Origin of the sequence: Psychromonas algicola, assembly GCF_004378355.1 — a bacterium.
In the GTDB taxonomy this organism is placed as follows: domain Bacteria; phylum Pseudomonadota; class Gammaproteobacteria; order Enterobacterales; family Psychromonadaceae; genus Psychromonas.
On the sequence record NZ_SNUB01000003.1, the window covers coordinates 150199 to 174112 of the forward strand.

The 23914-nt window shown below is 35.2% G+C and carries 27 protein-coding genes; 15 read left to right on the top strand and 12 right to left on the bottom strand.

Annotation, left to right across the window (positions count from 1 at the left end; all coding sequences use genetic code 11):
• Positions 1–51: 51 nt before the first annotated feature.
• The 14 genes from E2R67_RS02695 (at position 52) to E2R67_RS02760 (ending at position 10614) form a co-directional block, all read left to right on the top strand.
• Positions 52–258 carry a hypothetical protein gene (locus E2R67_RS02695; protein WP_134289395.1) on the top strand — a complete coding sequence of 69 codons (207 nt, stop codon included), beginning with the start codon at positions 52–54 and terminating at the stop codon, positions 256–258.
• Complete coding sequence (locus E2R67_RS02700) at positions 227–1705, top strand: sensor domain-containing diguanylate cyclase (RefSeq protein WP_134289396.1); 1479 nt, start codon at positions 227–229, stop codon at positions 1703–1705. Before E2R67_RS02695 ends, E2R67_RS02700 begins: the two co-directional genes overlap by 32 nt.
• A gap of 127 nt (positions 1706–1832) precedes the next feature.
• Complete coding sequence (locus tag E2R67_RS02705; protein WP_134289397.1) at positions 1833–2570, top strand: MipA/OmpV family protein; 738 nt, start codon at positions 1833–1835, stop codon at positions 2568–2570.
• 190 nt (positions 2571–2760) lie between these two features.
• Complete coding sequence (locus tag E2R67_RS02710; protein ID WP_134289398.1) at positions 2761–4218, top strand: hypothetical protein; 1458 nt, start codon at positions 2761–2763, stop codon at positions 4216–4218.
• Between the two features lie 85 nt (positions 4219–4303).
• Positions 4304–4741 carry a GNAT family N-acetyltransferase gene (locus E2R67_RS02715; protein WP_134289399.1) on the top strand — a complete coding sequence of 146 codons (438 nt, stop codon included), beginning with the start codon at positions 4304–4306 and terminating at the stop codon, positions 4739–4741.
• Positions 4742–4789: 48 nt separating this feature from the next.
• Positions 4790–5587, top strand: a complete 798-nt coding sequence (locus tag E2R67_RS02720) for a hypothetical protein (protein WP_134289400.1) — start codon at positions 4790–4792, stop codon at positions 5585–5587.
• A gap of 54 nt (positions 5588–5641) precedes the next feature.
• Positions 5642–6067, top strand: a complete 426-nt coding sequence (locus tag E2R67_RS02725) for a cupin domain-containing protein (RefSeq protein WP_445177025.1) — start codon at positions 5642–5644, stop codon at positions 6065–6067.
• An 89-nt stretch (positions 6068–6156) separates the two neighbouring features.
• Positions 6157–6786, top strand: a complete 630-nt coding sequence (locus E2R67_RS02730) for a LysE family translocator (RefSeq protein WP_134289401.1) — start codon at positions 6157–6159, stop codon at positions 6784–6786.
• A gap of 278 nt (positions 6787–7064) precedes the next feature.
• The gene (locus E2R67_RS02735; protein WP_208379443.1) at positions 7065–7742 is read left to right on the top strand and encodes a DUF3047 domain-containing protein; all 678 of its coding nucleotides are present in this window, start codon (positions 7065–7067) and stop codon (positions 7740–7742) included.
• 36 nt (positions 7743–7778) lie between these two features.
• Positions 7779–8660, top strand: coding sequence for a DUF6279 family lipoprotein (locus E2R67_RS02740; RefSeq protein ID WP_134289402.1), 882 nt, complete (start codon positions 7779–7781; stop codon positions 8658–8660).
• Positions 8661–8863: 203 nt separating this feature from the next.
• Positions 8864–9178 carry a DUF4144 family protein gene (locus tag E2R67_RS02745; protein WP_134289403.1) on the top strand — a complete coding sequence of 105 codons (315 nt, stop codon included), beginning with the start codon at positions 8864–8866 and terminating at the stop codon, positions 9176–9178.
• Between the two features lie 137 nt (positions 9179–9315).
• Complete coding sequence (locus E2R67_RS02750; protein ID WP_134289404.1) at positions 9316–9921, top strand: glutathione S-transferase N-terminal domain-containing protein; 606 nt, start codon at positions 9316–9318, stop codon at positions 9919–9921.
• A 40-nt stretch (positions 9922–9961) separates the two neighbouring features.
• Positions 9962–10195, top strand: coding sequence for a DUF1272 domain-containing protein (locus E2R67_RS02755; protein ID WP_134289405.1), 234 nt, complete (start codon positions 9962–9964; stop codon positions 10193–10195).
• An 80-nt stretch (positions 10196–10275) separates the two neighbouring features.
• Positions 10276–10614, top strand: coding sequence for a rhodanese-like domain-containing protein (locus E2R67_RS02760; RefSeq protein WP_134289406.1), 339 nt, complete (start codon positions 10276–10278; stop codon positions 10612–10614).
• A gap of 85 nt (positions 10615–10699) precedes the next feature.
• Here the strand turns inward: E2R67_RS02760 and E2R67_RS02765 are convergent, their stop codons facing one another.
• Both E2R67_RS02765 and E2R67_RS02770 read right to left on the bottom strand, forming a co-directional pair.
• Positions 10700–11164: a hypothetical protein gene (locus E2R67_RS02765; RefSeq protein WP_134289407.1), complete on the bottom strand. Its 465-nt coding sequence runs from the start codon at positions 11162–11164 to the stop codon at positions 10700–10702.
• A 159-nt stretch (positions 11165–11323) separates the two neighbouring features.
• Positions 11324–11503: a DUF6435 family protein gene (locus E2R67_RS02770; RefSeq protein WP_134289408.1), complete on the bottom strand. Its 180-nt coding sequence runs from the start codon at positions 11501–11503 to the stop codon at positions 11324–11326.
• Between the two features lie 83 nt (positions 11504–11586).
• Between E2R67_RS02770 and E2R67_RS02775 the strand changes: the two genes are divergently transcribed.
• The gene (locus tag E2R67_RS02775; RefSeq protein WP_134289409.1) at positions 11587–12087 is read left to right on the top strand and encodes a GNAT family N-acetyltransferase; all 501 of its coding nucleotides are present in this window, start codon (positions 11587–11589) and stop codon (positions 12085–12087) included.
• A 74-nt stretch (positions 12088–12161) separates the two neighbouring features.
• Here E2R67_RS02775 and E2R67_RS02780 read toward each other — a convergent pair whose 3' ends face one another.
• The 10 genes from E2R67_RS02780 to E2R67_RS02825 all read right to left on the bottom strand — a co-directional run bounded on the left by E2R67_RS02780 (position 12162) and on the right by E2R67_RS02825 (position 23728).
• Positions 12162–12908 carry an amino acid ABC transporter ATP-binding protein gene (locus E2R67_RS02780; protein WP_134289410.1) on the bottom strand — a complete coding sequence of 249 codons (747 nt, stop codon included), beginning with the start codon at positions 12906–12908 and terminating at the stop codon, positions 12162–12164.
• Positions 12909–12919: 11 nt separating this feature from the next.
• Positions 12920–14002 (bottom strand): amino acid ABC transporter permease, encoded by a 1083-nt coding sequence (locus E2R67_RS02785; protein WP_134289411.1) that lies wholly within the window; start codon positions 14000–14002, stop codon positions 12920–12922.
• Between the two features lies 1 nt (position 14003).
• Complete coding sequence (locus E2R67_RS02790; RefSeq protein ID WP_208379444.1) at positions 14004–15188, bottom strand: amino acid ABC transporter permease; 1185 nt, start codon at positions 15186–15188, stop codon at positions 14004–14006.
• Positions 15189–15251: 63 nt separating this feature from the next.
• The gene (locus E2R67_RS02795) at positions 15252–16265 is read right to left on the bottom strand and encodes an amino acid ABC transporter substrate-binding protein (protein ID WP_134289412.1); all 1014 of its coding nucleotides are present in this window, start codon (positions 16263–16265) and stop codon (positions 15252–15254) included.
• 514 nt (positions 16266–16779) lie between these two features.
• Positions 16780–18477 carry a BatD family protein gene (locus E2R67_RS02800; RefSeq protein ID WP_134289413.1) on the bottom strand — a complete coding sequence of 566 codons (1698 nt, stop codon included), beginning with the start codon at positions 18475–18477 and terminating at the stop codon, positions 16780–16782.
• Positions 18477–20378: a vWA domain-containing protein gene (locus E2R67_RS02805; protein WP_134289414.1), complete on the bottom strand. Its 1902-nt coding sequence runs from the start codon at positions 20376–20378 to the stop codon at positions 18477–18479. Before E2R67_RS02805 ends, E2R67_RS02800 begins: the two co-directional genes overlap by 1 nt.
• Entirely contained in the window at positions 20368–21351 is a 984-nt protein-coding gene (locus tag E2R67_RS02810) for a vWA domain-containing protein (protein ID WP_134289415.1), read from the bottom strand. The genes E2R67_RS02805 and E2R67_RS02810 overlap by 11 nt, the downstream gene beginning before the upstream one ends.
• Entirely contained in the window at positions 21344–21844 is a 501-nt protein-coding gene (locus E2R67_RS02815) for a DUF4381 domain-containing protein (protein ID WP_166739295.1), read from the bottom strand. The genes E2R67_RS02810 and E2R67_RS02815 overlap by 8 nt, the downstream gene beginning before the upstream one ends.
• Complete coding sequence (locus E2R67_RS02820; protein WP_134289417.1) at positions 21831–22769, bottom strand: DUF58 domain-containing protein; 939 nt, start codon at positions 22767–22769, stop codon at positions 21831–21833. Before E2R67_RS02820 ends, E2R67_RS02815 begins: the two co-directional genes overlap by 14 nt.
• Positions 22769–23728, bottom strand: a complete 960-nt coding sequence (locus E2R67_RS02825; protein ID WP_134289418.1) for an AAA family ATPase — start codon at positions 23726–23728, stop codon at positions 22769–22771. Before E2R67_RS02825 ends, E2R67_RS02820 begins: the two co-directional genes overlap by 1 nt.
• Positions 23729–23914 lie beyond the last annotated feature (186 nt).

Below are 23914 nucleotides of genomic sequence, written 5' to 3' on the forward strand. Positions count from 1 at the left end.
TGAAATAAGTGACTAAACTTTAAATTCTAACTATTTGATTATTGGTGACATATGAAAAAATTGTTAAGTAAGATCATTCCATCGCATATCACCATTAAACTATCTTTGCTTGTTTCCTCGTTTGTTATCGTAGCTTTTACCACGCTTGAAACCTACAATTTTTTACATGCTAAGTCAGAAATTACACAAAAAATAAATACTGAACAATACGCTCAAGCAAAATTTATTGCTAAAGATATTAAAGAAAAAAATAATTGACCGAGTTAGGTTTCTCAATGGGTTAGCTAATATTATTGCGTCAGAAAAAATACAATCAGAAGCTTTATTATTAGAAACAATAAAAAGTCACCTTAATCTTACTACTATTTTTCCCCAGGGATTTGCAGTATTTCGTCCCGAAGGTGTTGGGGTTTTTGCAGAGCATCCAACTATCATTGGTAGAAACGAATTTTCATTTGCAGAATCAGAATGGTTTATTAAAGCTAAAAATAGTCAAACTGTGATTATTGGCACTCCTAATATTTCTAAAGTGAATGGTAAATTATTGATGCCTATTGCAAAGGCGATTAGGAATGAAAATGGTGAAGTAATAGGGGTGCTTGCTTCACCTGTTTTCTTAGATGATCCAGGGCTTATGGATTATGTTTATGATGAAAATCATAGGCAACAAGGTGATATTTTAGTTATTTCAAGAGAGAAAGGCATTTTTATAGGCTCTAGTAACCGAGCTTATTTATTAAAGCCAACACCGGCATCAGGAGAGAATAAATTTCACGATGCAGTTATGAATGGTTTTAATGGTTACGATGAATCTATTATTAATGGTAATCAAGTTATGTTAACCGCAGCGGCTGATGTTGATTTTCCTGATTGGTTTGTTGTTGTTAGAACGCCTATCGAAGATGCATATGAAGATTTATACGAGCAATTATACTCAACTATTGTTAACGGTTTATTAGTTAGCTTGATCGCACTTATAACCATCACTCTTACTTTATACCTCTTTTTTAGACCACTTAGAAAAGCAGCAAGCTCTGTTAAAGAAATGGTTGAAAATACCCACCCACTAACTCAAATAAAAATTTACAAGGACGATGAAATTGGTGATTTGATTGCTGGTTTTAATTTATTGATTGAAATGGTTAACGAACGGAATTTAAACCTTAAAAAAGCAAATATTGTCCTTGAGTCATTATCACAAACTGACGGATTAACTGGAGCTGCTAATCGACGTTACTTTGATGAAACTCTTCAACACGCTTGGCGTGTTCAAACTCGTCACCAACAACCTTTAACTCTTTTGCTGATCGATATAGATTATTTCAAAAAGTATAACGATACATATGGCCACACAGCGGGCGACGATTGTTTGAAAAATGTCACTAAGGCAATACAAGGCGTGATTAATCGCCCCACGGATTTCTTTGCTCGTTATGGCGGGGAAGAGTTTGTGATCTTATTACAAGGAGACCTTAAAGAAGGAAGTCTTGTTGCTGAAAAAGCACGTCTAGCTGTGAGTGATTTACAGATAGATCATACGGGCTCTACTTGTAAATATCTCACTATTAGCTTAGGTGTTACATCTGTTATTCCTCAACTTCATCAAGATCCTGTTGATTTAATTAAACAAGCCGATCAAGCTTTATATCAAAGTAAAGCAAATGGTAGGAACCGTTATGAGTTGTATGAAAATATAAAACATTAATTTTTTTGTTATTTGTTCTTTTCTCTGAAATTAATACTTCTCTCTTATCTTTTCATGATCTTGAAATTTTTTATGCCTGACTTTGTTCTTGTTAATGAGTTATGGATAATAAAAATTGGAGAATCGAATGAAAAAAATAAAGTATTTAGGATTGTTAATTGGTGCATGTTCTTTAGCTAGCTTTCAAGTAAACGCACAAGATCAATATTATAATTTCGGATTCGTTGGTGGTGCCGCAAGTGTTGGGCAATCTGTTTTTTCTGATGAAAGTGGAGCGACCGGCAGCGTTGGACCAAATTTATTTTATAACGGCGAGTTTGGCTTTATAGATGGCCCTTTAATTAATGTGTCTGTATTGCCTTATTTTGGTCTTACTGGGCAATGGCGATTTGCTGAAGTCACCGATGATAATGTTTCATTACCCAATGGTATTGATGATCGCGATGGTAATGGTGAGCTAGGATTTACTTTAGGTACTGTGGGCGCGCGATTAACCTATTTACAAGATGTTACCGATGAACATGATGGCTATGAGTTACAGCTCCACTTAGGTTATGCCTTTGATAGTGTCATTAAAGATCTTACCTTAACGCCTTATGCCGAAATTGATTATAGAGATAAAGATTTTTCTCAACACCTTTATGGTATTTCTGCCGCAGAATCTACTCGCTCAGGGTTAAGTCAATTTGATGCTGACAATTCGTTTGTTTATAGAACGGGTGTGATTGGGCTTTATCCAATCACATCAAATTGGTTAGGGTTAGCTAGGTTTGATGTTGAACATCATGATAGTGATAGTGCACTTGTACAGCGTGATGTCGGGTGGAATGTCAGTTTAGGCATCACTTATAAGTTTACTGATTAATTTTATTACCTTCTATTATTTATGGTTCAAGCGAATGGATTGATGCTTGAACTTTTTTTCATTGCTTATTGATGTTGTTTTCATTTATTAGCCACTCTGATAGTATTTGTCGAAATACTTTTATTAATTGATTATTCAAATCTAGTAATACACTCATTTCTCTCATTTCTGTTTATTCTCTAGGAACATTATGGATACTGTACCAACACTTTCTGATAACTCGACCGTGTTACTGATCATGATAGCCGTCGCGATGTTTATCTTTTTTCCTACTGCTTATTTTGGTGGTAAAAAAAGCTTAATTATTGCTGTTTGTATTTTGACTGGACTCACTGCATTTGTTTATCTTTATGCTCTCGGTTTAGGGCGCTCCTTTGCAAATAGTAATGCAAGTGGTGCTATCGATTCATCTCAGCTTATTATGTTTGTGCTTTTTACTTGTTTTTATTTGTTAATGGCTTATGGCAATTATAGTCTTGTTCAAACCATAAAAGGTGAAAGTGGTTATGGTATTCAACTGGTGGTTTGGTTAGTGCTTTGTGTCAGTTACCCTGTGTTTGATTATGCCAGCCAATCTTACCAATATAGCCAACATTTAGCGGAACAAAAAAAGTATTACGAAGCGGAAATTGTTATTGCTCACCCGGTCAAATTTCCCGTTTTGATTGATCACATTCGTTTCTTGAATGTTGAAAGTGGCTCTTCATCTGTTATGGACAATCCATTTTCTCGAGATGACGAAGAAGAATATGTTTATGATTTTGAAAAGTTGAGAGGAGAGTCAGAGGAACATTTAAAAGGACATGTCTATTATGCGATTGATGATCCTCGACATGATTATTCTAAAGGCCCTTTTTCTAAAGGCGCTTTAAAAGTGCCCGTTGATTTTGATGCGTTTGAGCTTTCTTGGTATTCCATTGCAGATAAAAAGTTTTATAAAGATGTCTTTCCGTTAACTCAAAATAAATTAGAGATTAGTGAAATACATGGTACTCACGTAAAAAAAATTAACAATTTATTAATCAATATTTTACCCACAGGCCAAGTCGATTTATTAAAACGTAAAGGCAGGGATATTTTACATACAGTTCCGTATTGGGATATTGCTTATACGGATGTGGGAAGTGATGATTTATCTGACATATTAACGCACTTTACTAGCAAAGAAATCGATGGGAAAAGATTAGAGGAGTTGACTGAAACGTATCAAAAAGCATTGAATGATACCGCTGAGAATAACCCTGATGAAGTGTTGAGATACCGCAGTGTGCAACCCTATGGTATCGAAGTGAAGTTTGATGAAAGCCAGAATACTTTGTATAAAATGCAAAAAATGACACTAGTTGATTTTTATTTGGGGCAATATCGCCGCAGTATTAATGCTTTCCAACCAATACGTGAATTACCTTTACCCAGTCATTTAATGATTGATATCACTGACCAAGCTAAAAAGTGGTCAGAAATACATATCACTTTTAATAAGGCTTCATTGTTTGAGCAATTTAAGACTTTTAGTGCTGAAAATGAAGGTGATATTTACTTTGAGCTTATTTTGAATAAAGATGATTTAACAAAGACAAGCATTTCACTTAACGCGAATGGTGTAAGTAGAAAATTGACTGATTTCAAAGTGTCATCGCCGTATTAGGATTTAAGTATTTGTTAGTATGTTTTTAATATTGCTCGATAAATAATACGCCCTGAACTGTATTCGATCTGTTAAAGGAGAATAAATGTCGATTCGTCGATATCAAAAATCTGATTTTAATCGCTTAGCTGACATTTATGATGCATCACGACCAGATGAGTTTTATGCAGAAAAGGGGGATTTTACTTTTGTGCCTTGGGCTGAAAATAATTACATGATGACGATTTTTAAAGGATCTGAAATTTATGTTTATGAAGAAGAAATGGTATTAGGGTTTTGTGGTTTCACTGACAATCATATCAATTGGTTCTTTGTGCATCCAGACAGTCGAGGTAAAGGTATTGGCGATAAACTGATGACGCATTTGTTAACTAAGCTTGAAAGGGGGGCAACGCTCTCTGTTTGGAAATCCAATGAACGTGCTAAGTCCCTTTACAAAAAACATGGTTTCTTAGTGTACAAAGAATTTTATATGAATTTTCAAGGGGAAAAGCTGTTTTTAAATAGAATGGTTTATGCCTAGTCGTTATCAATTTCAGCTTAACTCTCCTTCATTTAATTAAGGAAATATATGGAAGTTTCATTAGATATTAATGGAAAAATTAGCAACTTTACCTTTAAAGTGGATTGTATTGAATCAGAAGAAACCCTCAATAAACTGATTGATGCTTATCTCGAAATATTCAGTAAAATTGACCAACATCTTAAGCATTATTCGCTAACCCCTAGTTTTAAATCAATATATCTTTGCTTTACTATTCTTACTCCAACAGAAGAAATATCTGAAGAACGCTTTTTTCATTATTTAACTGCTTATCCTTCGTTGTTGAAAAAAAGTAAAGTGTTTATTGAAAACGTCATAAATTGGATGGAAATCAATAATATTCGTTTATGGCAAGACGCAGAGAATCCTTTTGCTGAAGCTGCGGCCTATTCTTTAGCCTTGTTTGATCAAGAAAATATTGATTTATATATTCGACGATTAATTTTATGCGATATGAATCATGAGGTTTATCAAGTCGAGCACATTAGCTCTTTAGTTGAAAAGTATGGATTTACTGAAAATGTCATTCGCTTATTAGCTTATAGATTAGGCGAAGTGGGTGGACAATTTGGCTGGGAACAATTGGATGGATATAAAACTGATTTGTTAGCCTTTTTTGATGAAAATATTGAACTTAGAAATTTGTTTTTTGAAGTCGCATTCAATTCAATTATTAAACTGCATAAAGGCAGGCCTTTTTATTTTGAGTATATTAGGATCTTAGGAGAATTCATCGCTGACCAAGAAATAAGAAAGCAATGGCTAGTAACACAAGAAAAATTAATTAAAGATACGTTTGGTGAGAATGCTGTTGATATGTCCTGATTTTTATAAGCGTATTCATTCTTAAACAATATTTATTTTTTACCTTTATAAGGAATGCTTATTTTGACTCATATTACCGTCCCTATTTTATCTTCGGTTGTTATTAGTAATGAAGATAACACTTCAAGTTCTGGTTGTTCGGTTTTTAATGATCAGCAATATTCTTTGGAAGATTATAATGGCTTATGGATCACCGATAGAATGAATGCGCTTAATTTTCGTCATCGAATGAGCGAGCCTGGTTACTCAAGTTCATGGCATGTCGCAGGGGATCCGACCTTAATTATTATTCGTGCTGGTATTTTACGTATTGGTTTGCGTAATGGTAAATCTCGAGACTTTAAAGCTGGCGACCAGTTTATTGCCATGGATCGTTTACAAGAGGGTGAAACTTTTGATGATCAAGTTCATGGGCATACCGCTGAATTGATTGGCGATCAAACCTTGTTCGCTGTTCATATTAAGTTAGCGAGTATATAAGAACTCATTTGTAAATTTATCTTTGTGAATATGATTAACTTTATTGCTAGTTCATGACTGTTTTATTAAAAATGTTATAGGAAGGTTTAATGGAATTTATACACGGTTTATTATTGATCACTTCAATCCATATTCTAGCCGCTGCTTCACCTGGGCCGGATTTTGTGTTGGTTTCACAACAAACATTATCTAATGGAAAGAAAGCGGGATTAATGTGTAGTATTGGTATCGCACTTGGGTTATCTATTCATATTATTTATTCTGCCTTTGGGTTAGCGGCGATTATCGCTAATTCATCTAATACGCTTTGGGTGATTAAATTATTAGGGGGCGGATATCTTATTTATTTAGGTATTAAAGGGCTGATGTCCAAAGCGGCTGCTAACGAAGGTGGAGAAGCGAAACAAGCGGTAAAATACTCAACTAAGAAAAGCATCGGTATTGGTTTTTTATGTAATGCTTTAAATCCAAAAGCGCCTGTTTATTTTGTTTCTTTATTTACTTTAGTGTTATCGCCAGATATGCCGTTACATCATATTGCTTTTTATGGTGTGTGGATCATGCTGATCCAATTTGCTTGGTTTGCCTTTGTAGTGACTTTATTATCTCACCCTAAAGTGAATAAAAAATTCAAGAAAATGGGGTATTTGATTGACCGAATATTAGGCGGAGCAATGGTGGTGTTAGGGCTGAAACTACTATTAACTCGTGCTAATTAGTTAAGTTTAATTGCTTTATCACACGCAAAGGAATGTGAGTGATATCGTTTAATATTAAAACCTAATTGTAATAGAAATAACCTTCATTCTATTCAACAAATCTGAATAGATATCTACTCTGTTAATCATCAATATTGTTCATTTTTTGTCATTTACTCTATTCATTCAACACTATCCGTGCTTTTATATGTCTATTAACATTAATTTAACCTTTATTTTTATTCTTTTAATTGGTCATTACTATGTCAGCTACTATGCGAATTACTAGGCAATTTGTTATGCAATCGAGTAGATATTTATTTTGTCTGTTTGGGTTATTGTTTGTTATTCATCCAAGTATCGCTGCGGAGCAGGGGGATGTTTCTATCAATCAGCGGTTAATGATTGGTGAATTTTCTAAAGCGAATTTAACGGATTGGCAAGAAAAAGAATTTAATGGCAATACCGATTATAAAATTATTAGCGATGTAAATGGCACAAACGTATTAAAAGCGAACAGTCATAACAGTGCGTCTGGTTTGTTTAAAGAGCAACGTATTGATTTGCAGAAAACACCATATCTTAATTGGTCTTGGAAAACCGATAAATTGTATTCAGGACTTAATGAGAGAGTTAAATCTGGCGATGATTTTGTTGCACGTATTTATATTGTTATTGATGGTGGAATGTTTGTTTGGAAAACGAAAGCATTAAATTATGTTTGGTCATCCTTTTCCGAAGTTGATACGTATTGGCCTAATCCTTACATTGATAATGCGACTATGTTTGCTATTGAATCTGGTGAAGCAAACTTAGGTAAATGGTTAAGTTATAAACGCAATGTAAGTGAGGATTTAAAAACCGTATTAGGCAAAGATATTCGTTATATTGATGCGATTGCGGTAATGACGGATAGTGATAGTTCAGGCCAGCAGGCTGTTACTTATTATGGGGATATTTATTTCTCGAAAAATTAAATAGTTGTTTTTACTTTTTGTAAATAGGAGCTTCACTTGATAAAAAATAAAAAGATTAGTGTGGTTTTACTGATATCACTTTTGTTTGGAGTGGCATCATGCACCAGTAAAATGGCTTATAACAATCTCGATTGGATTGCCGCTTGGTATGTTGATGATTATGTCACCTTAACGGATACACAAGAAAAAGAATTCGACAGTGCGATTAAGTCCTTTGTTTCTTGGCATCGAAAATCTGAGTTACAAAATTATATTCTGCAAATTAAATATATAAAAGTAGATGTTAAAAATGGAATTAAACATTCAAATGTCAATAATTATACGGACTCTCTGAGGCAGTTTTTAGACGTGGCATTGACCAAGTTTGAACCTGAAATCACTAAATTTGCCTATTCATTATCTGATAAACAAGTCGATCAATTTCTAGCTGAAGTGGAGCAACGAAATATTGAACGAATAAAAAAGGCTGCAAATGAAGGTAAACAAGAGCGCTTAGAAAACAAACTTGAACGCATTGAATCTCGTGTTGAATCTTTTATTGGTGACCTTAATACTTCTCAAAAACAACTGCTTAAAGAAACCAATCAAGCCCTTTTACCTACTTTTGATCATTGGATTGAATTCCGTCGCAATTGGGCTAACGCTATACGCAATGCGTACACTCTAAGAAGTGAAGTGATTGCTATTGAAGGACTGGATAGTGAACATGCGAAAACTGTATTTAGAGAAGCCTTAAAGCCAACCATTTTGGAAACCAACTCATTGCGCAGTGAAGCTCATTTAGCTGTCTTAGAGCATAATCAAGCAATATGGGCAACGACTATTGAAAAACTGGTCACTTCTTTAAGCAAAAGACAGTTAGCAGCGTTAAACGATAAATTAAATGAAACTATTGAAGATTTAGAAGCCCTGATCTGAGTGCTAAATTGAATTGCCATTAAGTACATATTGCAAACTTTAGTGTATTTTTGATGTCCATTATTTGTGTTATTGGTTACTGAAGTTTTACTTATTCATTATCAAGTTCAAATAGTTGGCATTTGCTTGTTAACAATCCTTCAGTCTGAGCAGCTTGCTCTTGTTAGGCTTATTTAAAATGTTATATTTAATGAGGTGTTTTGATGGTTTCTTGGCCATGTTTGTTAAAGCTTGAAGGTGATGACGAACTTATCTATTTAAAGGATAAACAAGATCTTATTTCAGAATGTCAGGAGTTAATTTTTAGCGATGATGATCATGTTATTGATTCTTCTGGTCTCAGTTACATCATTAAAACAAGCTTAAATGAATTAACGCTGGTGGATAATCAAAAAATATTTACCGTTGAACAGGTCACTGACTTAATTCGTTCACATGAATTTAACAAAGCAGAAGTTTGTCTTACTAAAATTTATTTTGAAACCACTTCTGATGCTATTGAATCATTAAATAGCTAAATAATAGTTTAAAAAAATAAAGGTGATAGTGGACTGTCATCTTTTTTATTGTGCTTAAGAACAACCACAATAAGAAGGACTTATTGGTTGAGTAACAATAAAAGATAAACATAAATTTTTAATAATGGAGATCAAAAATGGAGTTAGTTGTTGGAACGGATTCAACATGGTCGTTAAGAGTTTGGATATGTTTACAAATAGTCAATGTCAAAGCAACAGATGTTGTTATTGACTTAACGGATGCAGATTATAAAGCAAAAATATTAACGCATTCGTCTACGGGGTTAGTCCCCGCTTTTATTGACGGCAATATTGAAATACATGATTCTTTAGCGATTACTGAATACCTTAATGAAAGTTCGCAGGGTGGTTTATATCCCGATAGTGTTAAGCAAAGAGCTTTTGCTAGAAGCTTATGTGCTGAAATGCATTCTGGTTTTATACATCTTCGTCAGCAATTTCCTTTTACATTGAAACCTGTTGCAAAGAAGGCTGAATTAAGCGATGAAGTGAAACAAGAAATTGCACGTGTTGAAGCTATTTTTGAGTTAGCTGAATTGCCTTATATGTTTGAATTTGCAGGTGCTGTTGATGCTTTTTATGCAATCCTAGCATTCCGTTTAAAAAGCTATGGCATTAGCTTAAAAGGGAAAGCAGGTGAATATCAACGTAGCTTATTAAAATGGGGGCTATTAAAGCAAGCCATTGCTCAAGCTGAAGAATGGGAAAAAAGCGTTAAATAGTTAAGTATTGATAATACATTAAATGGTTGCAAGGGGAGCGATGTTAGCGTTGATACCTAATTGTGAGTGTTGTGATAAAGATTTACCAGCAGACTCACTGGAAGCGATGATTTGTACTTTTGAATGTACCTTTTGTTCAACTTGTGCAAGTGGTGTGTTTAATCATGTGTGTCCGAATTGTTCAGGCAATTTCACACAACGTCCTATTCGTCCTGCTGCAGCTTTGATCAATAATCCTGCTTCTACAAAACGAGTTTTAAAAAAGCATATTTAACTTTATAATCGTTGAACGCAAGGAATAAAATACGTCAAATATGTTAAATTTAGACTTGATGAAATACCAAGGAATGGATCATGATTAAGATTAAAACGCCACTGTACGCTGCGGCTATTATATCGGGAATGTTATTTAATTCATTCGCTTACGCAGAGCAAATTTGGGTAGACGTACGAACGGCAAGGGAAGTTAAATTAGATCGTATTGAAGGTGATCTTCAAATATCACATTTTGATATAGACAAAGAAATCATGCGTCTTTATCCAGATAGAAATACTGAAATTGGCATCTATGGTAGCAATGGTTCGCGCTCTGGTCTTGCTATGTTTTTCTTGAAAGCCGCAGGATATGAACATGTATTTAATGCTGAAACGATTAATAATGCCCGTAGAATTAGAGGTATTGTTAAAGAGTAGGTTGATGATTTTAAGTAAAATACTGTAGTGTAAACAACCAAAGCTATTGATGGTAAACATCAATAGCTTTTTTATTTTTGCTAAATTAGTTAAGTTTATTTTTAACTTTACCTAACCAAAGTAAAACCACAATAAACGCAAAGAAAACAAGATGTAGCCAAAATTTCGGACCAATATCAGTATTGATCGCAGATAGATTGGTAAAGCTAGGGAAGGACTGTGAATTAATCATTTTTACAACCCATTCGTTAGCCGGTGTTGCTGTCATCGTTGTTATCCAACCTAATGCAACAACTTGTCCGATACTTGCCAATATCGTGTTATTTGCGTTAAAAATAAGTATTGAAATAAACGCATAAAAAACAGAAACACTAATATGCACTATCCAAGATAAAACAATCGCCACTGTTTCGTTATAACCTCCTGTCATATAGGCTGCTGCATGACGAGACGTTAATGTAGACATGCCAAAAAATGGCTGAGCAATAATAAAGGCGATGCTCGCAATTAAACCGACAAACAGTGCTTTAACTATAGTGTTTTTATTCATAGTGTTATCCAATTAATAAAAGTAAGCGATGCTTTGTAAAACAGCACAAAGGCAAATACTAACAATTATTAATTTAATTAGCTATAAGTTTTGAACGATCGTTCTTTTTGGTGTCGAGTTATTAAAGCTGTTTATTTTTATACCAATATCTGAAAAAAATTATGCTGTCTGTTTATTTTCTAGTGCTACGATTTGTTTGTCTATTTCTTCAGCCTCGGCGCTCAGTTGTGAATAAGTTCTAATGTCACCATTGCGTTGTGCATTCATTGCCTGTTCTAATTTGATAGAAAGTTGTTTGTTCAGTTTTTTGATTGGATCTTGTTTGAATATTGAGAACATAGTTGACTCCATTAATTGTATTATTGGTTATACGCGCTAAGTTCTCTCTAGGTTTACTATTGGTATAACATTAAAGGTAAAAAATGCTACGTTTTGAAATTTGTAATGCAAAGTCCTGTGCTGAAGAGCTATTAGCATTAGGGAAAATCAATATGAAAATGTGGTATCTATTTGAATGGCTTACATTACATGATGAATTACGTCATGGCACACAAGCCGAAGTCGTTAAACTGTATATCGATGAACAGCTTGTTGCTTATAGTTTGTTAGAAAATTATGAAGCTTGCACAGATAAAATTAAAAGCTTTAAGGGGAGGGTATATCAAGATTTGGGGGTAATACACTTTGTCACTGTACCTGCGTACCGTAAAAAAGGTTATGCAAGTTTATTAGCTGAAAAGATGTACCAGGAAGTGATTAAGCCATTGTTAGCTCGCTATCCTGATGTTATTGCCTATGTGACCGCTACGGGGCGTGCAGTGCCGTTAATGCAGCGTACAGGCATTAAAAAAACTCAGCTGGTGACTCAATTTTATTCTGACCTGACTTTTGAACAAAAAGTGGTTATTCCATTGAGTTGTTAGTTCTGTTTAGATAAACCGAAGATATAAAAAAAGGGCTAATGAATTAGCCCTTTTTTTGTTATTCAATCACATGATTAATGCGATAGGATTTGATCCAAGAATAATTTTAATCGATCTGATTGAGGGTTATCAAAGAACTCATTTGGTTCATTCTCTTCAATAACTTGTCCTGCATCCATGAAAATAACGCGGTCTGCTACTTTTTTAGCAAAGCCCATTTCATGCGTTACACAAATCATTGTGATACCTTCATCAGCTAACTCAACCATCACGTCTAATACTTCCGATACCATTTCTGGATCAAGTGCTGATGTTGGTTCATCAAATAGCATGATTTCTGGGTTGATACATAGACAACGAGCAATCGCTACACGTTGTTGCTGACCACCAGATAATTGGTTTGGGTATTTATGTGCTTGATCTGCGATTTTTACACGCTCAAGAAAGTACATCGCCGTTTCAATCGCTTCTTTACGAGGTTTTTTATGTACCCAAGTTGGCGCGATTAATAGGTTTTCTAACACAGATAAATGAGGGAATAGGTTAAAGTGCTGAAATACCATTCCTACCTGTGAACGAATGTGGCGTACTACTTTTACGTCTTCAATCAATTCAGTACCATTGATATTGATGCTACCTTCTTGAAATTTTTCAAGATGATTTAAACAACGAATAGTGGTTGATTTACCTGATCCAGAAGGACCACAGATAACCACTTTTTCGCCTTTTTTAATATTTAGGTTTACATCTTTTAGTACATGGAAATCACCATACCACTTGTTGACGTCCTTCATTGATATCATAAATTCTTGTTCTGACATGACGATTCCTTTTAATGCTCGGTGTTAAACTTGCGTTCAATTGCTTTAGAGTATTGTGACATTGAGAAACAACATACCCAGTAAATAAGTGTTACAAAAACATAACCTTCAGTTTCAAATCCAAGCCAGTTCGTATCACTGTTTGTTAATGTAACCATTGCTAAAATATCGAATAATCCAATAATTAACACTAAGGTTGTATCTTTAAATAATGAGATAAATGAACCCACTAGGTTTGGAATAGATATTTTTAATACCTGTGGAAGAATGATTAAAATCATACCTTGCCAGTAGCTTAATCCTAGTGCTTCACTTGCTTCATATTGACCTTTAGGTATTGCTTGTAAACCACCACGTACTACTTCTGCTATGTAAGCGGCTTGGAATAAAGTAATACCAATTAAAGCACGTAATAACTTATTAAATTCAATTCCATCTTGGAAAAATAATGGCAGCATAACTGAAGCCATGAATAAAATAGTGATAAGTGGAACACCACGTACAAATTCAATAAAACCAATACATAAGTTTCTAAGCACTGGCATATCAGATTGACGACCTAGCGCTAAAACAATACCGATAGGGAATGACGCGATAATACCCACAGCAGCGACTAAAATTGTGAGCATTAATCCGCCCCATTTTTCAGTTTCTACTACTTCTAAACCAAACCAACCACCACTAATTAAGACGAAGCAAACAAATGGAAACGCAATAATTAATCCGATTTTTACCTTATTGTTTTTTAATAACTTTAAAGAAACTAATAGAGCAACAGATAAAAACGCTACAAGGTTAGGGCGCCAATGTAATGATTCAGGGTAAAAACCGTAAATAAATTGGTCAAATTTCTCAACGATAAATATCCATCGAGCTCCACCATCTGAAGGAAGTTCTGCTTTTGTACCACTCCAAGTCGCATCAAAAATAGCCCAGTTCAATAACGGTGGGATTAAAGCATAAAGAATATATAAACCAAATAACGTTAATAATGAATTTTTAACATCTGAAAAAAGGTTTTCTCGTAGCCAAAAAACAACACCTTTATTTGCTGACGGTGCTGGCTTGGCTTCTTTCATTGTATAAGTTGCCATTTTATCGTCCTTTTATAGCCATTTTAGCGTTAACCCAGTTCAGTATTAGGGAAATAACAATACTGATAACAAGATAAACAGCCATGGTCATTAATATAATCTCAATGGCCTGACCTACTTGGTTCAATGTTGTACCAGAAAAGAGGGTGACTAATTCTGGGTAACCAATTGCAGTTGCTAAAGATGAGTTCTTAGTTAAATTCAAAAATTGATTAATAACAGGGGGAATAATTACGCGCAACGCTTGCGGTAATACAACTTTAGACAGAATGACATGATCTTTAAGGCCTAATGACTTAGCTGCTTCTTTTTGTCCTTTAGGCACTGACTCAATACCTGCACGTACCGCTTCAGCAATATAAGTTGCTGTATAAATACTTAATGCAAATAATAAAGCTAATAACTCAGGAACAATCGTTAAACCGCCTTTGAAGTTAAACCCTTTTAAAACTGGATATTCAGCTGTTACAGGTTGTCCTGAAACAAAATAAACCAGTGTGGGAGCAAGTATTAAAATCGCAATTGATACTTTGACAATAGGAAATTCTTCACCTGTATCGTCGTGGCGTTTTTTTGCCCAACGTTTCAGGTATATCACACCTGCAACAGCAAGAATGAAAGAAATCAAAATTGCACTACTACCTGCTTCAAAAATAGGTTCTGGCAGTAGTAAACCTCGGTTATTTAAGAAAATGCTATCTAGGTAGTTAAAACTTTGGCGTGGGCTCGGTAACGCCGCAAGTACCACGTTATACCAAAATAAAATTTGTAATAAAATTGGAATGTTACGAAACGTTTCAATATAAATTAAAGAAAGTCTAGAAACTAAGTAGTTATCAGATAAGCGGCCAACACCAATTAACAAACCGATGATAGAGGCAAAAATAATACCTAATATTGATACTAATAATGTATTTAATAGACCAACAATAAATACATCTCCAAAAGTAGAGGTGCCATCACTGTATTCTATTAATGTCTGGCTAATACCAAAGCCTGCAATGTTATCTAAAAATCCAAAGCCTGTTGTAATATTACTCGCTGCAATATTATTAAACATATTGTTAGTGAAATAAAACGCTAAGAATAAAACGATTGCTAAAGCTAAAACTTGGAAGAAGATAGAGCGATAAAGAGGATTATTTAACAATCCAACATTGTTTGATGATACTTGTTTATTTTTCATAATGTGCCTTTTAATCAGCGGGGAAAAAGGGGGCAGAAGAGCCCCCTAAGATACTGTTTAAAATTAACGAACTGGCATTGGGTACATTAGACCACCTTGATTCCATAGTTTGTTTAAACCACGGTCAATTTTTACTGGAGAATCTTTACCTACATTCACATCAAACATTTCTTTGTAGTTACCTACTTGTTTAATGATTTGGTAAGCCCAGTCAGATTTAAGACCTAAGTTTTCACCAATTGTACCTGAAGTACCTAGTAGACGTTTGATACCTGGGTTTTCTGATTTTAGCATTGCTGTTGCATTGCTTGAAGAAACACCTAGCTCTTCCGCTTCTAATACCGCAAATAAGCTCCAACGAACTACGTTGAACCAAGCATCATCACCTTGACGAACTACAGGACCTAGAGGCTCTTTAGAAATGATTTCAGGTAATACTGTAACAGATGATGGATCATCCATTTTTAATTTCAAACCGTATAACTGAGAAGCATCTGATGTTACTGCATCACAACGACCGTTTTTGAAACCATCGATTGTTTGGCCTGATGTATCATAAGTAACCGCTTTGTATTCCATACCGTTAGATTTGAAGTAATCAGTTAAGTTTAATTCAGTTGTTGTACCAGCTTGAATACAGAAAGTTGCACCATCTAATTCTTTAGCAGATGTTACGCCTAATTTGTTACTTACTAGGAAACCTTGACCATCGTAGTAGTTAACACCAGCGAAGTTTAAACCTAGAGATGTATCACGTGTAGCTGTCCATGTAGTTGCACGAGATAGAAGATCAATCTCACCACTTTGTAATGCTGTGAAACGCTCTTTTGCTGTTAATGGGATATATTTTACTTTATTTGCATCACCAAATACGGCTGTAGAAACGGCGCGACAAAAATCTACGTCAAGACCTTTCCATACACCTTTTGAATCTGCAGCAGAGAAGCCTGGGATACCTGTTGAAACACCACAGCTTAATACACCTTTTTTAGCGACATCTTCTAATGTGCCCGCTTGTGAAAGCGTAGGTACTAATGCTGTTAGACCAAATAATAGAGCTAGTTTTGTCGATTTCATTTTATTTTCCTTGTGGCTTTTAAAATAGTTATACAAATCAATTATGAATATAAAAATACATGGTTTAAAAATATTCACATGTAATAGCTAGAGCAAGTTGCATGCCATTTATATATTGAACTATATTCATACTAAGTAGTCGGAGCAATTTATATGCCACTCCAAGTTTGAACCATATTCATCATATGTAAGAGATACGCTATTATCATCCCCTAGTGTAGTTATCTGTTGGCTTTTTTGATTTGAGTCATGTTTTATTGCAGTTTTTAACGAAAACTGCGTTTTGAGTTTAATTAGTGAACAATTGGTTGTTACAAAATATTACAATCGATTACAAAATCTTACTCACTTAGGAGTATGGGTTTAAACAGGAGAGGAAGTTTACAAGTGAGTTGCTTGTTTTTTTGCAACTTCATGGTGCGGATTTTCAGTGTGACCTGTCTTTTTTGCCTCTAATTAGTGCGTTTTAATGCAAACTAATGCTTAAATTAGTTTGCATTAAGCATGGTTATTTTTAAGGATTAATATCTGAAAGGGGATTTAACTCATCACGATTTCTTAATTGATGTTCTTGTTTAATCAATTTAGTGAGCTCTCCAGCATTCCATTGATGTGTTTGACCAGAGCACGCTAATTCAAGTTGTTTTAGATTTAACAACAATTGTTGCTTTTTCTCTTCATTCAATCTGCTGTAATTTTCTATTTCTTGAATTTGAGTAATTGCTGGATATTTAGATTGTAAGTATCGCAACAAGCTATTATAGACAAGTTGAGGTTGTGCATGTTGCAACGCGATTAATAATGCTTTGTATGGTTGTTTACTTTCTACAACATTATTTACACTGTTATTATCCTTTATAGTCATCCCTTTACGCTGCGTAAAGTGATAAATCGTACCGATAACCAATAATAAGAAAAGTACTAGGGTGCTGATTTTCCAAAATAACAACTCAGCGGTATTATTTACTGGCTGGTTATTACTTGTATTTAATTTTGCTTGATCAAGTGCTGCATTTCCCAGTAAAGGTGTTGAATTGCTTTGATTGTTGTTTGTTGATGGCGCCGCTTTAATTGTTAATGTTTGTGCTGGTAACGTCGCAAACTCTTGTTTGTCGGTAACACTATTCCACCATGGTATTTTTATTTCGGGTAAAACTAATTGCCCAGCTTTATTAGCAATAATTGCATGTGTGATTGTGCGTTGAGTATAAAGTTTATTGTTAATTTCACCCTGTTTTAAATCATCTTTGTCCGGGTAATAGCGCATTGAATTATTATAATTTAATTTGATTTGTGGCATTTTATCTAGGCTGATAGAAGCAACCTGTAAACTAATACTACGGGTAATAGGATCACCAACGGCGTATTCTTTACTATGTAAGTCATTGTTTTCTATTATCCGAACATCATCACTCACCAACCAGTCACCTTGGAAGTTACTTGGAATGTCTTTTACCGTTAATGCAACGGTATTCCCTCGGATATTGATTGCTTGATAAGCTGATTGACCTTGCCATTGGTTTACTCGGCGATTCATTTGCCCTGTTAATAAAGGCGATGGGATCACCATTTCTTTGGCGATAGAAGGCGTTATCTTGTATTGATATGAGAAAACTTGATAGCGGATGCCATTACGTATTATTTGAGATTGAGGTTTAGGATCAATGCGTTCAACGTCAACCGAGTCAAGTGCAGGTGGAAGTACATCGGCATTGCTTATGTTTTCTGATACATAAATTTTAGTATCCAAAATAACTTGTTGTCCCAAGTATATCTTCGATTTGTTGAGTGAGTTCTCAATAAAAATGGCATCTCCCTGTACTGATTTTTGTTGCGCACTCGGTTCAATAACTTGAATTTTTATTGCTTGAGTTTGTACATCACCAATTTTAAGTGAGGGGATCGTAAAAGTACCAATTTTATTAGCTTGTAAACGAACTTGCCAAGTTGTTTGCGCTTTGAATTCGCCATTGATGTACATCTGCTTCTGACCTCTAGAAGGCAGGAATACAGTGAACTTATCTTTTAATACATCAGTATCTAATTGATATTCTGAGCCTGTGTCATCAACTTCCACATTTAGCATGAAGATATCGCCAAGATAGACTTGATTGTTACTCACTGATGCCGTGGCTTGTGTCGCAGCAAAAGCGTGCATAGTCATAGTGAATAGTATTAAGGTAATACTTAAACATTTTTGTAAAAACGTCATTACCAGATTTCTCCATTTTCTTTTCGTATAACTGGTTGGTCAGCAGAGCGTTTTTGATACTCGAGTCGCATTTTATTTCTTAATAACAAAGACGGATCATCTGGCATATTTTTTAACCAAGTAGGTAGGTCTTCATATTCTTGATTTGCTTGCTCTTCTGTATTTATTGCTTGTGAAGCTGCTTGCTGTTCTTGTTCGTTTTGTTGATTATTTTCTTCTGCTGCTGCTTGTTGTTTTTGTTGTTCAGCATCTTGCTGTTTTTGTTGTTTAGCATTTGATGGTTGGTTTTGCTGTTGAGACTGCTGTTCATCTTGCTGATGATCACCTTCATCTTGGTCAGAAGATTGTTGTTGGTTTTGTTGCTGATCACTTTGCTGTTGTTCAGAGGCTTGTTGCTCATTGCTCTGTTGATCGTTTTGCTCTTTTTCAGAGGATTGTTGATCGTCATTCTGTTGTTGATCAGAGGATTGTTGGTCCTTATTATTTTGCTGTTGCTGTTGCTGTTCTTGCTGTTTTAATAAGTCTTCAACGGCTTTTTTATTCGCTTGTGCTTCTTTAAAATCAGGATCGATAGCTAATGCTTTATTAAAGCTATCTAATGCTTGTTGATAGTTTTGCTGCATTGCTTGGCTATTACCTAAGTTATATAGCGCCTGCTTATTGTTTGGATCTGCATTGTATTGATCTGTGTAAACCGCTTCAGCCTGTTTATATTGCTTATCTTTAAATAAAGCAGCGCCTTTCCATTCAGGGGTTTCAAAATGTTCAATAGCTTCTTGGTATTGACCTTGCTGAAATGCTTGGTATGCGTTTTGTTGATCGTTTTTCCAGATTGAAGCTTCTACTTTAGATGTTGTTAATGGCAAAGTGACAGCCAATACGAGAGCATAAAAAACACCTTTTCTGAAAAATAATAAAAATAAAGGAAGCAATAAAAAGCTTAGCCAGTAACCATCATCAATTAACTGTTTATTATCTGTTTTTTGTTGTGCCTGTTGAGTCTCTTTCGACTGAGTTTTATTGTCGTAGTGCTGTGTTAACAATTGAACATCTTTACCTTGCGCATCAATATTCAGATATAAACCATTGTTTATACTTGTAATTGGGTAGAGCATATTAGTTTCAAGTTTTGGGATAATGATATTATCTGAAGCATCTTTTAATAAACTATCATCAGGTAATTTAATCGGAGCACCATTAGGCGTCGCTACTGCGAGCACTGACACCATCCAATCGGTTCCTTCGATCATATCCTTCATTTTATCTAGACTATCTGAATCAAACCCATCGGTGATAAATACAATATGGCCTTGTTGATAACCTGCATTTTTAAGTAATTCGATAGATTTTTGCAACGCTAAATCGGGTCTTGAACCACGCGCAGGCATTAACAAAGGGGAGAGGTTGGGAACATGGTTAATAATCGAATTACTGTCACGCGTTAAGGGAGTAATTGCAAAGGCATCTCCAGCGTAGGCAATCAGTGCTTTGTCACCTTCAGTCCATTGTTTAAGTAAATCAATTGCTTTGTATTTTGCTTGGCTTAAACGATTAGGTTTTATATCGGTTGCATACATTGAAAAAGATAAGTCAAAGGCAATAACCTGTGCTTTTTGTATTTCATAAACCGGGAGTTTAATACTGCGAATACTCGGGCCTGATAATGCAATACAAGCGATAACAAGCAGACTATTTAAAACCCAACGATTGCTTTTAGTTGTTTCGGGTAAGGTCACCAAATGTTCGCTGAGATGACTAGCTATGATGTTTGTCTTTTTAGATTTATTGCGCTTGAACTGCCATAAACTAAAAGCTAATACCACAACAATACCGAGTAACCAATAAGGGCGCATAAATTCTAATGCTGTAAATGTGCTTTCAAAGGCGTCTTTAAAGTTCATCTTCACCTCTTATTTTTAACCAAAGAACAACACTTAATAAAATGAATACAGCCAAAGAAAGTGGCCAATAAAAAAGATTCTTCTCAGGACGAAATTCCAAAAACTCACTATTAACCGGTTGTAGTTGATTAATTTCTTCGTAAATTTTTTCAAGGTCGTCTTGGTTTCTTGCGCGGAAATATTGTCCGTTAGTGACTTTGGCAATTTCACTTAACGTCTTTTCATCTAAATCAGCAGAAGGGTTAACTCGCTGACTGCCAAAAAAGCTGCGTTTAACCATTTCATCGGCACCGATACCAATGGTGTAGATCTTAATACCATTTTTAGCAGCTTGTTGCGCTGCGGTGATTGGTTTTATGGTGCCTGAAGTATTTGCTCCATCAGTTAATAGAATCAATACGCGTTGTTCATTTTTATTTTCAACAAAACGTTTAATTGCCATCGCAATAGATTCACCAATCGCGGTTCGATTACCTACTAATCCTATTTGAGTTTCATCTACCATGGTTGAAACGGTTTTTAAATCAAAGGTTAATGGTGTTTGCAAATAAGCATGATCGGCAAATAAAATCAGCCCTAAACGATCACCTTCTCGTTTAGCGACGAAGTCTTTGACTATCGATTTTACTAGGGTTAACCGATCAACGGTTTTCCCATTTAATGGCATATCCACTTCTTCCATACTGCCAGATAAATCTAACGACAGGATCATATCGCGGCTTTTTTGTTGAATACGTATTGGCTCATCAAACCATATTGGTTTAGCAACCGTTGCTAATAATAAACACCATAATAACCAAGGGATCACAAAGCCTATTAATGGATTCGCTTTCGTTGATTTTGGCTGTTGCAGTCCCTCTGCTAAGGGTATCCAAACTTGAGTAAAGGATTGTTTTTTTCGTTTTAATAAATAGCGAGCGAGTAAAGGCAAAGGCAATAAAACAAACACCCAGATATAGCTAAATTCAAACATTGTGTTTACCTACTTGCATTGATTTTTGTAATACGAGCACCTGTGCAGGAAAGTCTTTTATCCATTGTTTTGCTGCTTCAAAATCCTGTGATGTGCACAGAGAATGTTGCTTATATAAACGTTGGCAAAAGGTGTCTTGATCCTCAAATAATAGGGATTGTTTTTGGGCATTATGCTGATTGATAAAAATAAACCATTCTTTACCAGCTAATGAAGCCACTTGAGGACGCGGGTAATATTGCAAACATAAGCCTTTAAATAATTGATTTAACGCTACAAAATCAGCTTCACTTTTTTGTAATCGTTTTAATGAAGCAAGTGCTTGCTTAACTATTTTTTTATTATTTTTACGATGCTTAATAAACCAAATTAACCCTACAATACTAATAATAGTTAAGCAGAGTATTACCCAATAAATGGGAGCTGGAGGCCAAGCAGAAGGGGCTTCATTAGGTAAAATTATTTGTTCAAAAGGGTTGTTAGGCGTTGCCATTGAATTGCTCCAATAGTGGTGTCGCAGCACTAATATGGTAATGCGCAATACCATATTTAAGTAAGTTACTTTCCATAATTTGTTGGCGTTGACTGGCAGCTTGTTGATATGATTTTTGTTGTTTTTGATTGCGTAAAAAACCACTTCCTTTAAGCGAATCAATTTTTAAACCTGAATGTAAGGCTTGTTTGGGCAAATGCGATTCAATGGGATCGCTGATTTGCCACACTGTCACTTGGTTATGACGACGCATCAAATTAATCAATTTATAACACGCTTCATCCAACTGTGAAAAGTCACTGATCAAATGAACTTGGCTACCTGTTTGTACTAAATGAGAAAGTCGTTTTAGTTGATCTAGTAGGGATTGTTGTTGCGTTGATTTAAAAGCGACTTTCTTACAGAGCAGTTGGCTTTTGTGTAAAAAAGCCATTAAACCTTTGCTACGAGAAGTTGGTTTTAATTCGGCCACTTCTTGTTGATTAAATACAATGCCACCTAGCCTGTCATTGCGTTGTTTAGCTTGCCAACTTAATAGCGCTGCTAGATGACAAGCTTGGACTGATTTGAAAACCAGTTGGCTACCAAAAACCATACTGTCGGAGACGTCAACTAACAAAAATACAGGACGTTCTTTTTCTTCTTGGAATAACTTGGTGTGTGCTTTACCTGTTCTTGCGGTAACCGCCCAATCAATTGAGCGAACGTCATCTCCTGCTTGGTAGTGACGCACTTCCGCAAACTCCATTCCACGACCTTTAATATTCGCTAAATAGTTGCCTGATAATTGCCGAGAAGCGGGTAAACGTTTTGCATTTAAAGTTAGTTTACCGTGTTGTTTATAATTTAATAATTCAGCTAGTTGTATATCTACGCCCGTCGTATAGGGCGTATTTTTTAAAATAGCTGGTGTATTAATATCCATTATCCTGCAATCGCCACCTGATTAATGATTTCTTTGATAACTTGGTTTGCATCAACACCTTGTGCTTCGGCTTCATAACTTAGAATTAAGCGATGACGGAGCACAGGATATAAATTGCTGATGATATCTTCAGGGATCACGTAATCTCTATCATTTAACCATGCTCTCGCTTTTGCTGTTCGCATTAAAGCCAGTGTAGCACGAGGACTTGCACCGTAACTTATCCATTGCGGTAGTTGTTCACCAAAACGAGCTGGATCACGAGTGGCAATAATTAGGTCGATAACATACTGCTCTAGATGCGCAGAAATGCTGACTTTCATTACTTCTTCACGCATTTTAAATATTTGCGTATCAGAAAGTGGCTCTACTTTTGCAATTTCTTGTTTAAGAATTTCTTTTTGATTCAGTTGCAAAATCAAACGTTCCGTTGCTGCATCTGGGTAATCAAGTTGAATATGCATAATAAAGCGATCTAACTGAGCTTCAGGAAGCGGATAGGTTCCTTCTTGCTCTAATGGATTTTGTGTTGCCATCACCAAGAATAATTCTGGTAACGCATAAGTCGATTTGCCTACTGTCACTTGACGCTCAGCCATGGCTTCTAATAATGCGGATTGCACTTTTGCAGGCGCACGGTTGATTTCATCGGCCAATATTAAATTATGAAAAATAGGCCCTTTTTCAAAGGTAAATTGCCCAGTTTCTTGGCGGAAAATATCGGTGCCCGTTACATCCGATGGGAGTAAGTCAGGTGTAAATTGAATACGGTGGAAGTCACCTTCAATACCATCTGATAGAGCATTGATTGCACGTGTTTTTGCAAGTCCTGGTGGGCTTTCAACTAAAATGTGGCCATCTGCTAACAAGGCTATTAATAAGCTGTCAACAAGTTGGCTTTGCCCTAAGATCATTTGATTTAAATAGTGACGTAATTGATTTAATTGTTGTTTAGCCATTTTTAGGTATCTTCATTATTAATTTATAGGAAATATACTTGCAATAAAAGGCAACTTCAATATCAAAAAGTTCCTTAAGTTAGGTCCATTTTTTTGAAATTAGCGTTATTTTACAAAACACATTAATGAATCTTGCACTAGATCAAAAGTAGTGATTATAATTGCCTCTTTTTTCTGTTTATTTAA

What these genes read in the sequence shown, in the direction of transcription:
- E2R67_RS02765 (WP_134289407.1), bottom strand. Translation starts at nt 11,164, where the DNA reads ATGAATAAAAACACTATAGTTAAAGCACTGTTTGTCGGTTTAATTGCG.
- E2R67_RS02755 (WP_134289405.1), top strand. Translation starts at nt 9,962, where the DNA reads ATGTTAGCGTTGATACCTAATTGTGAGTGTTGTGATAAAGATTTACCA.
- E2R67_RS02705 (WP_134289397.1), top strand. Translation starts at nt 1,833, where the DNA reads ATGAAAAAAATAAAGTATTTAGGATTGTTAATTGGTGCATGTTCTTTA.
- E2R67_RS02750 (WP_134289404.1), top strand. Translation starts at nt 9,316, where the DNA reads ATGGAGTTAGTTGTTGGAACGGATTCAACATGGTCGTTAAGAGTTTGG.
- E2R67_RS02710 (WP_134289398.1), top strand. Translation starts at nt 2,761, where the DNA reads ATGGATACTGTACCAACACTTTCTGATAACTCGACCGTGTTACTGATC.
- E2R67_RS02805 (WP_134289414.1), bottom strand. Translation starts at nt 20,378, where the DNA reads ATGAACTTTAAAGACGCCTTTGAAAGCACATTTACAGCATTAGAATTT.
- E2R67_RS02825 (WP_134289418.1), bottom strand. Translation starts at nt 23,728, where the DNA reads ATGGCTAAACAACAATTAAATCAATTACGTCACTATTTAAATCAAATG.
- E2R67_RS02820 (WP_134289417.1), bottom strand. Translation starts at nt 22,769, where the DNA reads ATGGATATTAATACACCAGCTATTTTAAAAAATACGCCCTATACGACG.
- E2R67_RS02785 (WP_134289411.1), bottom strand. Translation starts at nt 14,002, where the DNA reads ATGGCAACTTATACAATGAAAGAAGCCAAGCCAGCACCGTCAGCAAAT.
- E2R67_RS02760 (WP_134289406.1), top strand. Translation starts at nt 10,276, where the DNA reads ATGATTAAGATTAAAACGCCACTGTACGCTGCGGCTATTATATCGGGA.
- E2R67_RS02715 (WP_134289399.1), top strand. Translation starts at nt 4,304, where the DNA reads ATGTCGATTCGTCGATATCAAAAATCTGATTTTAATCGCTTAGCTGAC.
- E2R67_RS02745 (WP_134289403.1), top strand. Translation starts at nt 8,864, where the DNA reads ATGGTTTCTTGGCCATGTTTGTTAAAGCTTGAAGGTGATGACGAACTT.
- E2R67_RS02730 (WP_134289401.1), top strand. Translation starts at nt 6,157, where the DNA reads ATGGAATTTATACACGGTTTATTATTGATCACTTCAATCCATATTCTA.
- E2R67_RS02735 (WP_208379443.1), top strand. Translation starts at nt 7,065, where the DNA reads ATGCAATCGAGTAGATATTTATTTTGTCTGTTTGGGTTATTGTTTGTT.
- E2R67_RS02810 (WP_134289415.1), bottom strand. Translation starts at nt 21,351, where the DNA reads ATGTTTGAATTTAGCTATATCTGGGTGTTTGTTTTATTGCCTTTGCCT.
- E2R67_RS02770 (WP_134289408.1), bottom strand. Translation starts at nt 11,503, where the DNA reads ATGTTCTCAATATTCAAACAAGATCCAATCAAAAAACTGAACAAACAA.
- E2R67_RS02780 (WP_134289410.1), bottom strand. Translation starts at nt 12,908, where the DNA reads ATGTCAGAACAAGAATTTATGATATCAATGAAGGACGTCAACAAGTGG.
- E2R67_RS02720 (WP_134289400.1), top strand. Translation starts at nt 4,790, where the DNA reads ATGGAAGTTTCATTAGATATTAATGGAAAAATTAGCAACTTTACCTTT.
- E2R67_RS02725 (WP_445177025.1), top strand. Translation starts at nt 5,642, where the DNA reads ATGCTTATTTTGACTCATATTACCGTCCCTATTTTATCTTCGGTTGTT.
- E2R67_RS02775 (WP_134289409.1), top strand. Translation starts at nt 11,587, where the DNA reads ATGCTACGTTTTGAAATTTGTAATGCAAAGTCCTGTGCTGAAGAGCTA.
- E2R67_RS02800 (WP_134289413.1), bottom strand. Translation starts at nt 18,477, where the DNA reads ATGACGTTTTTACAAAAATGTTTAAGTATTACCTTAATACTATTCACT.
- E2R67_RS02795 (WP_134289412.1), bottom strand. Translation starts at nt 16,265, where the DNA reads ATGAAATCGACAAAACTAGCTCTATTATTTGGTCTAACAGCATTAGTA.
- E2R67_RS02790 (WP_208379444.1), bottom strand. Translation starts at nt 15,188, where the DNA reads ATGAAAAATAAACAAGTATCATCAAACAATGTTGGATTGTTAAATAAT.
- E2R67_RS02695 (WP_134289395.1), top strand. Translation starts at nt 52, where the DNA reads ATGAAAAAATTGTTAAGTAAGATCATTCCATCGCATATCACCATTAAA.
- E2R67_RS02815 (WP_166739295.1), bottom strand. Translation starts at nt 21,844, where the DNA reads ATGGCAACGCCTAACAACCCTTTTGAACAAATAATTTTACCTAATGAA.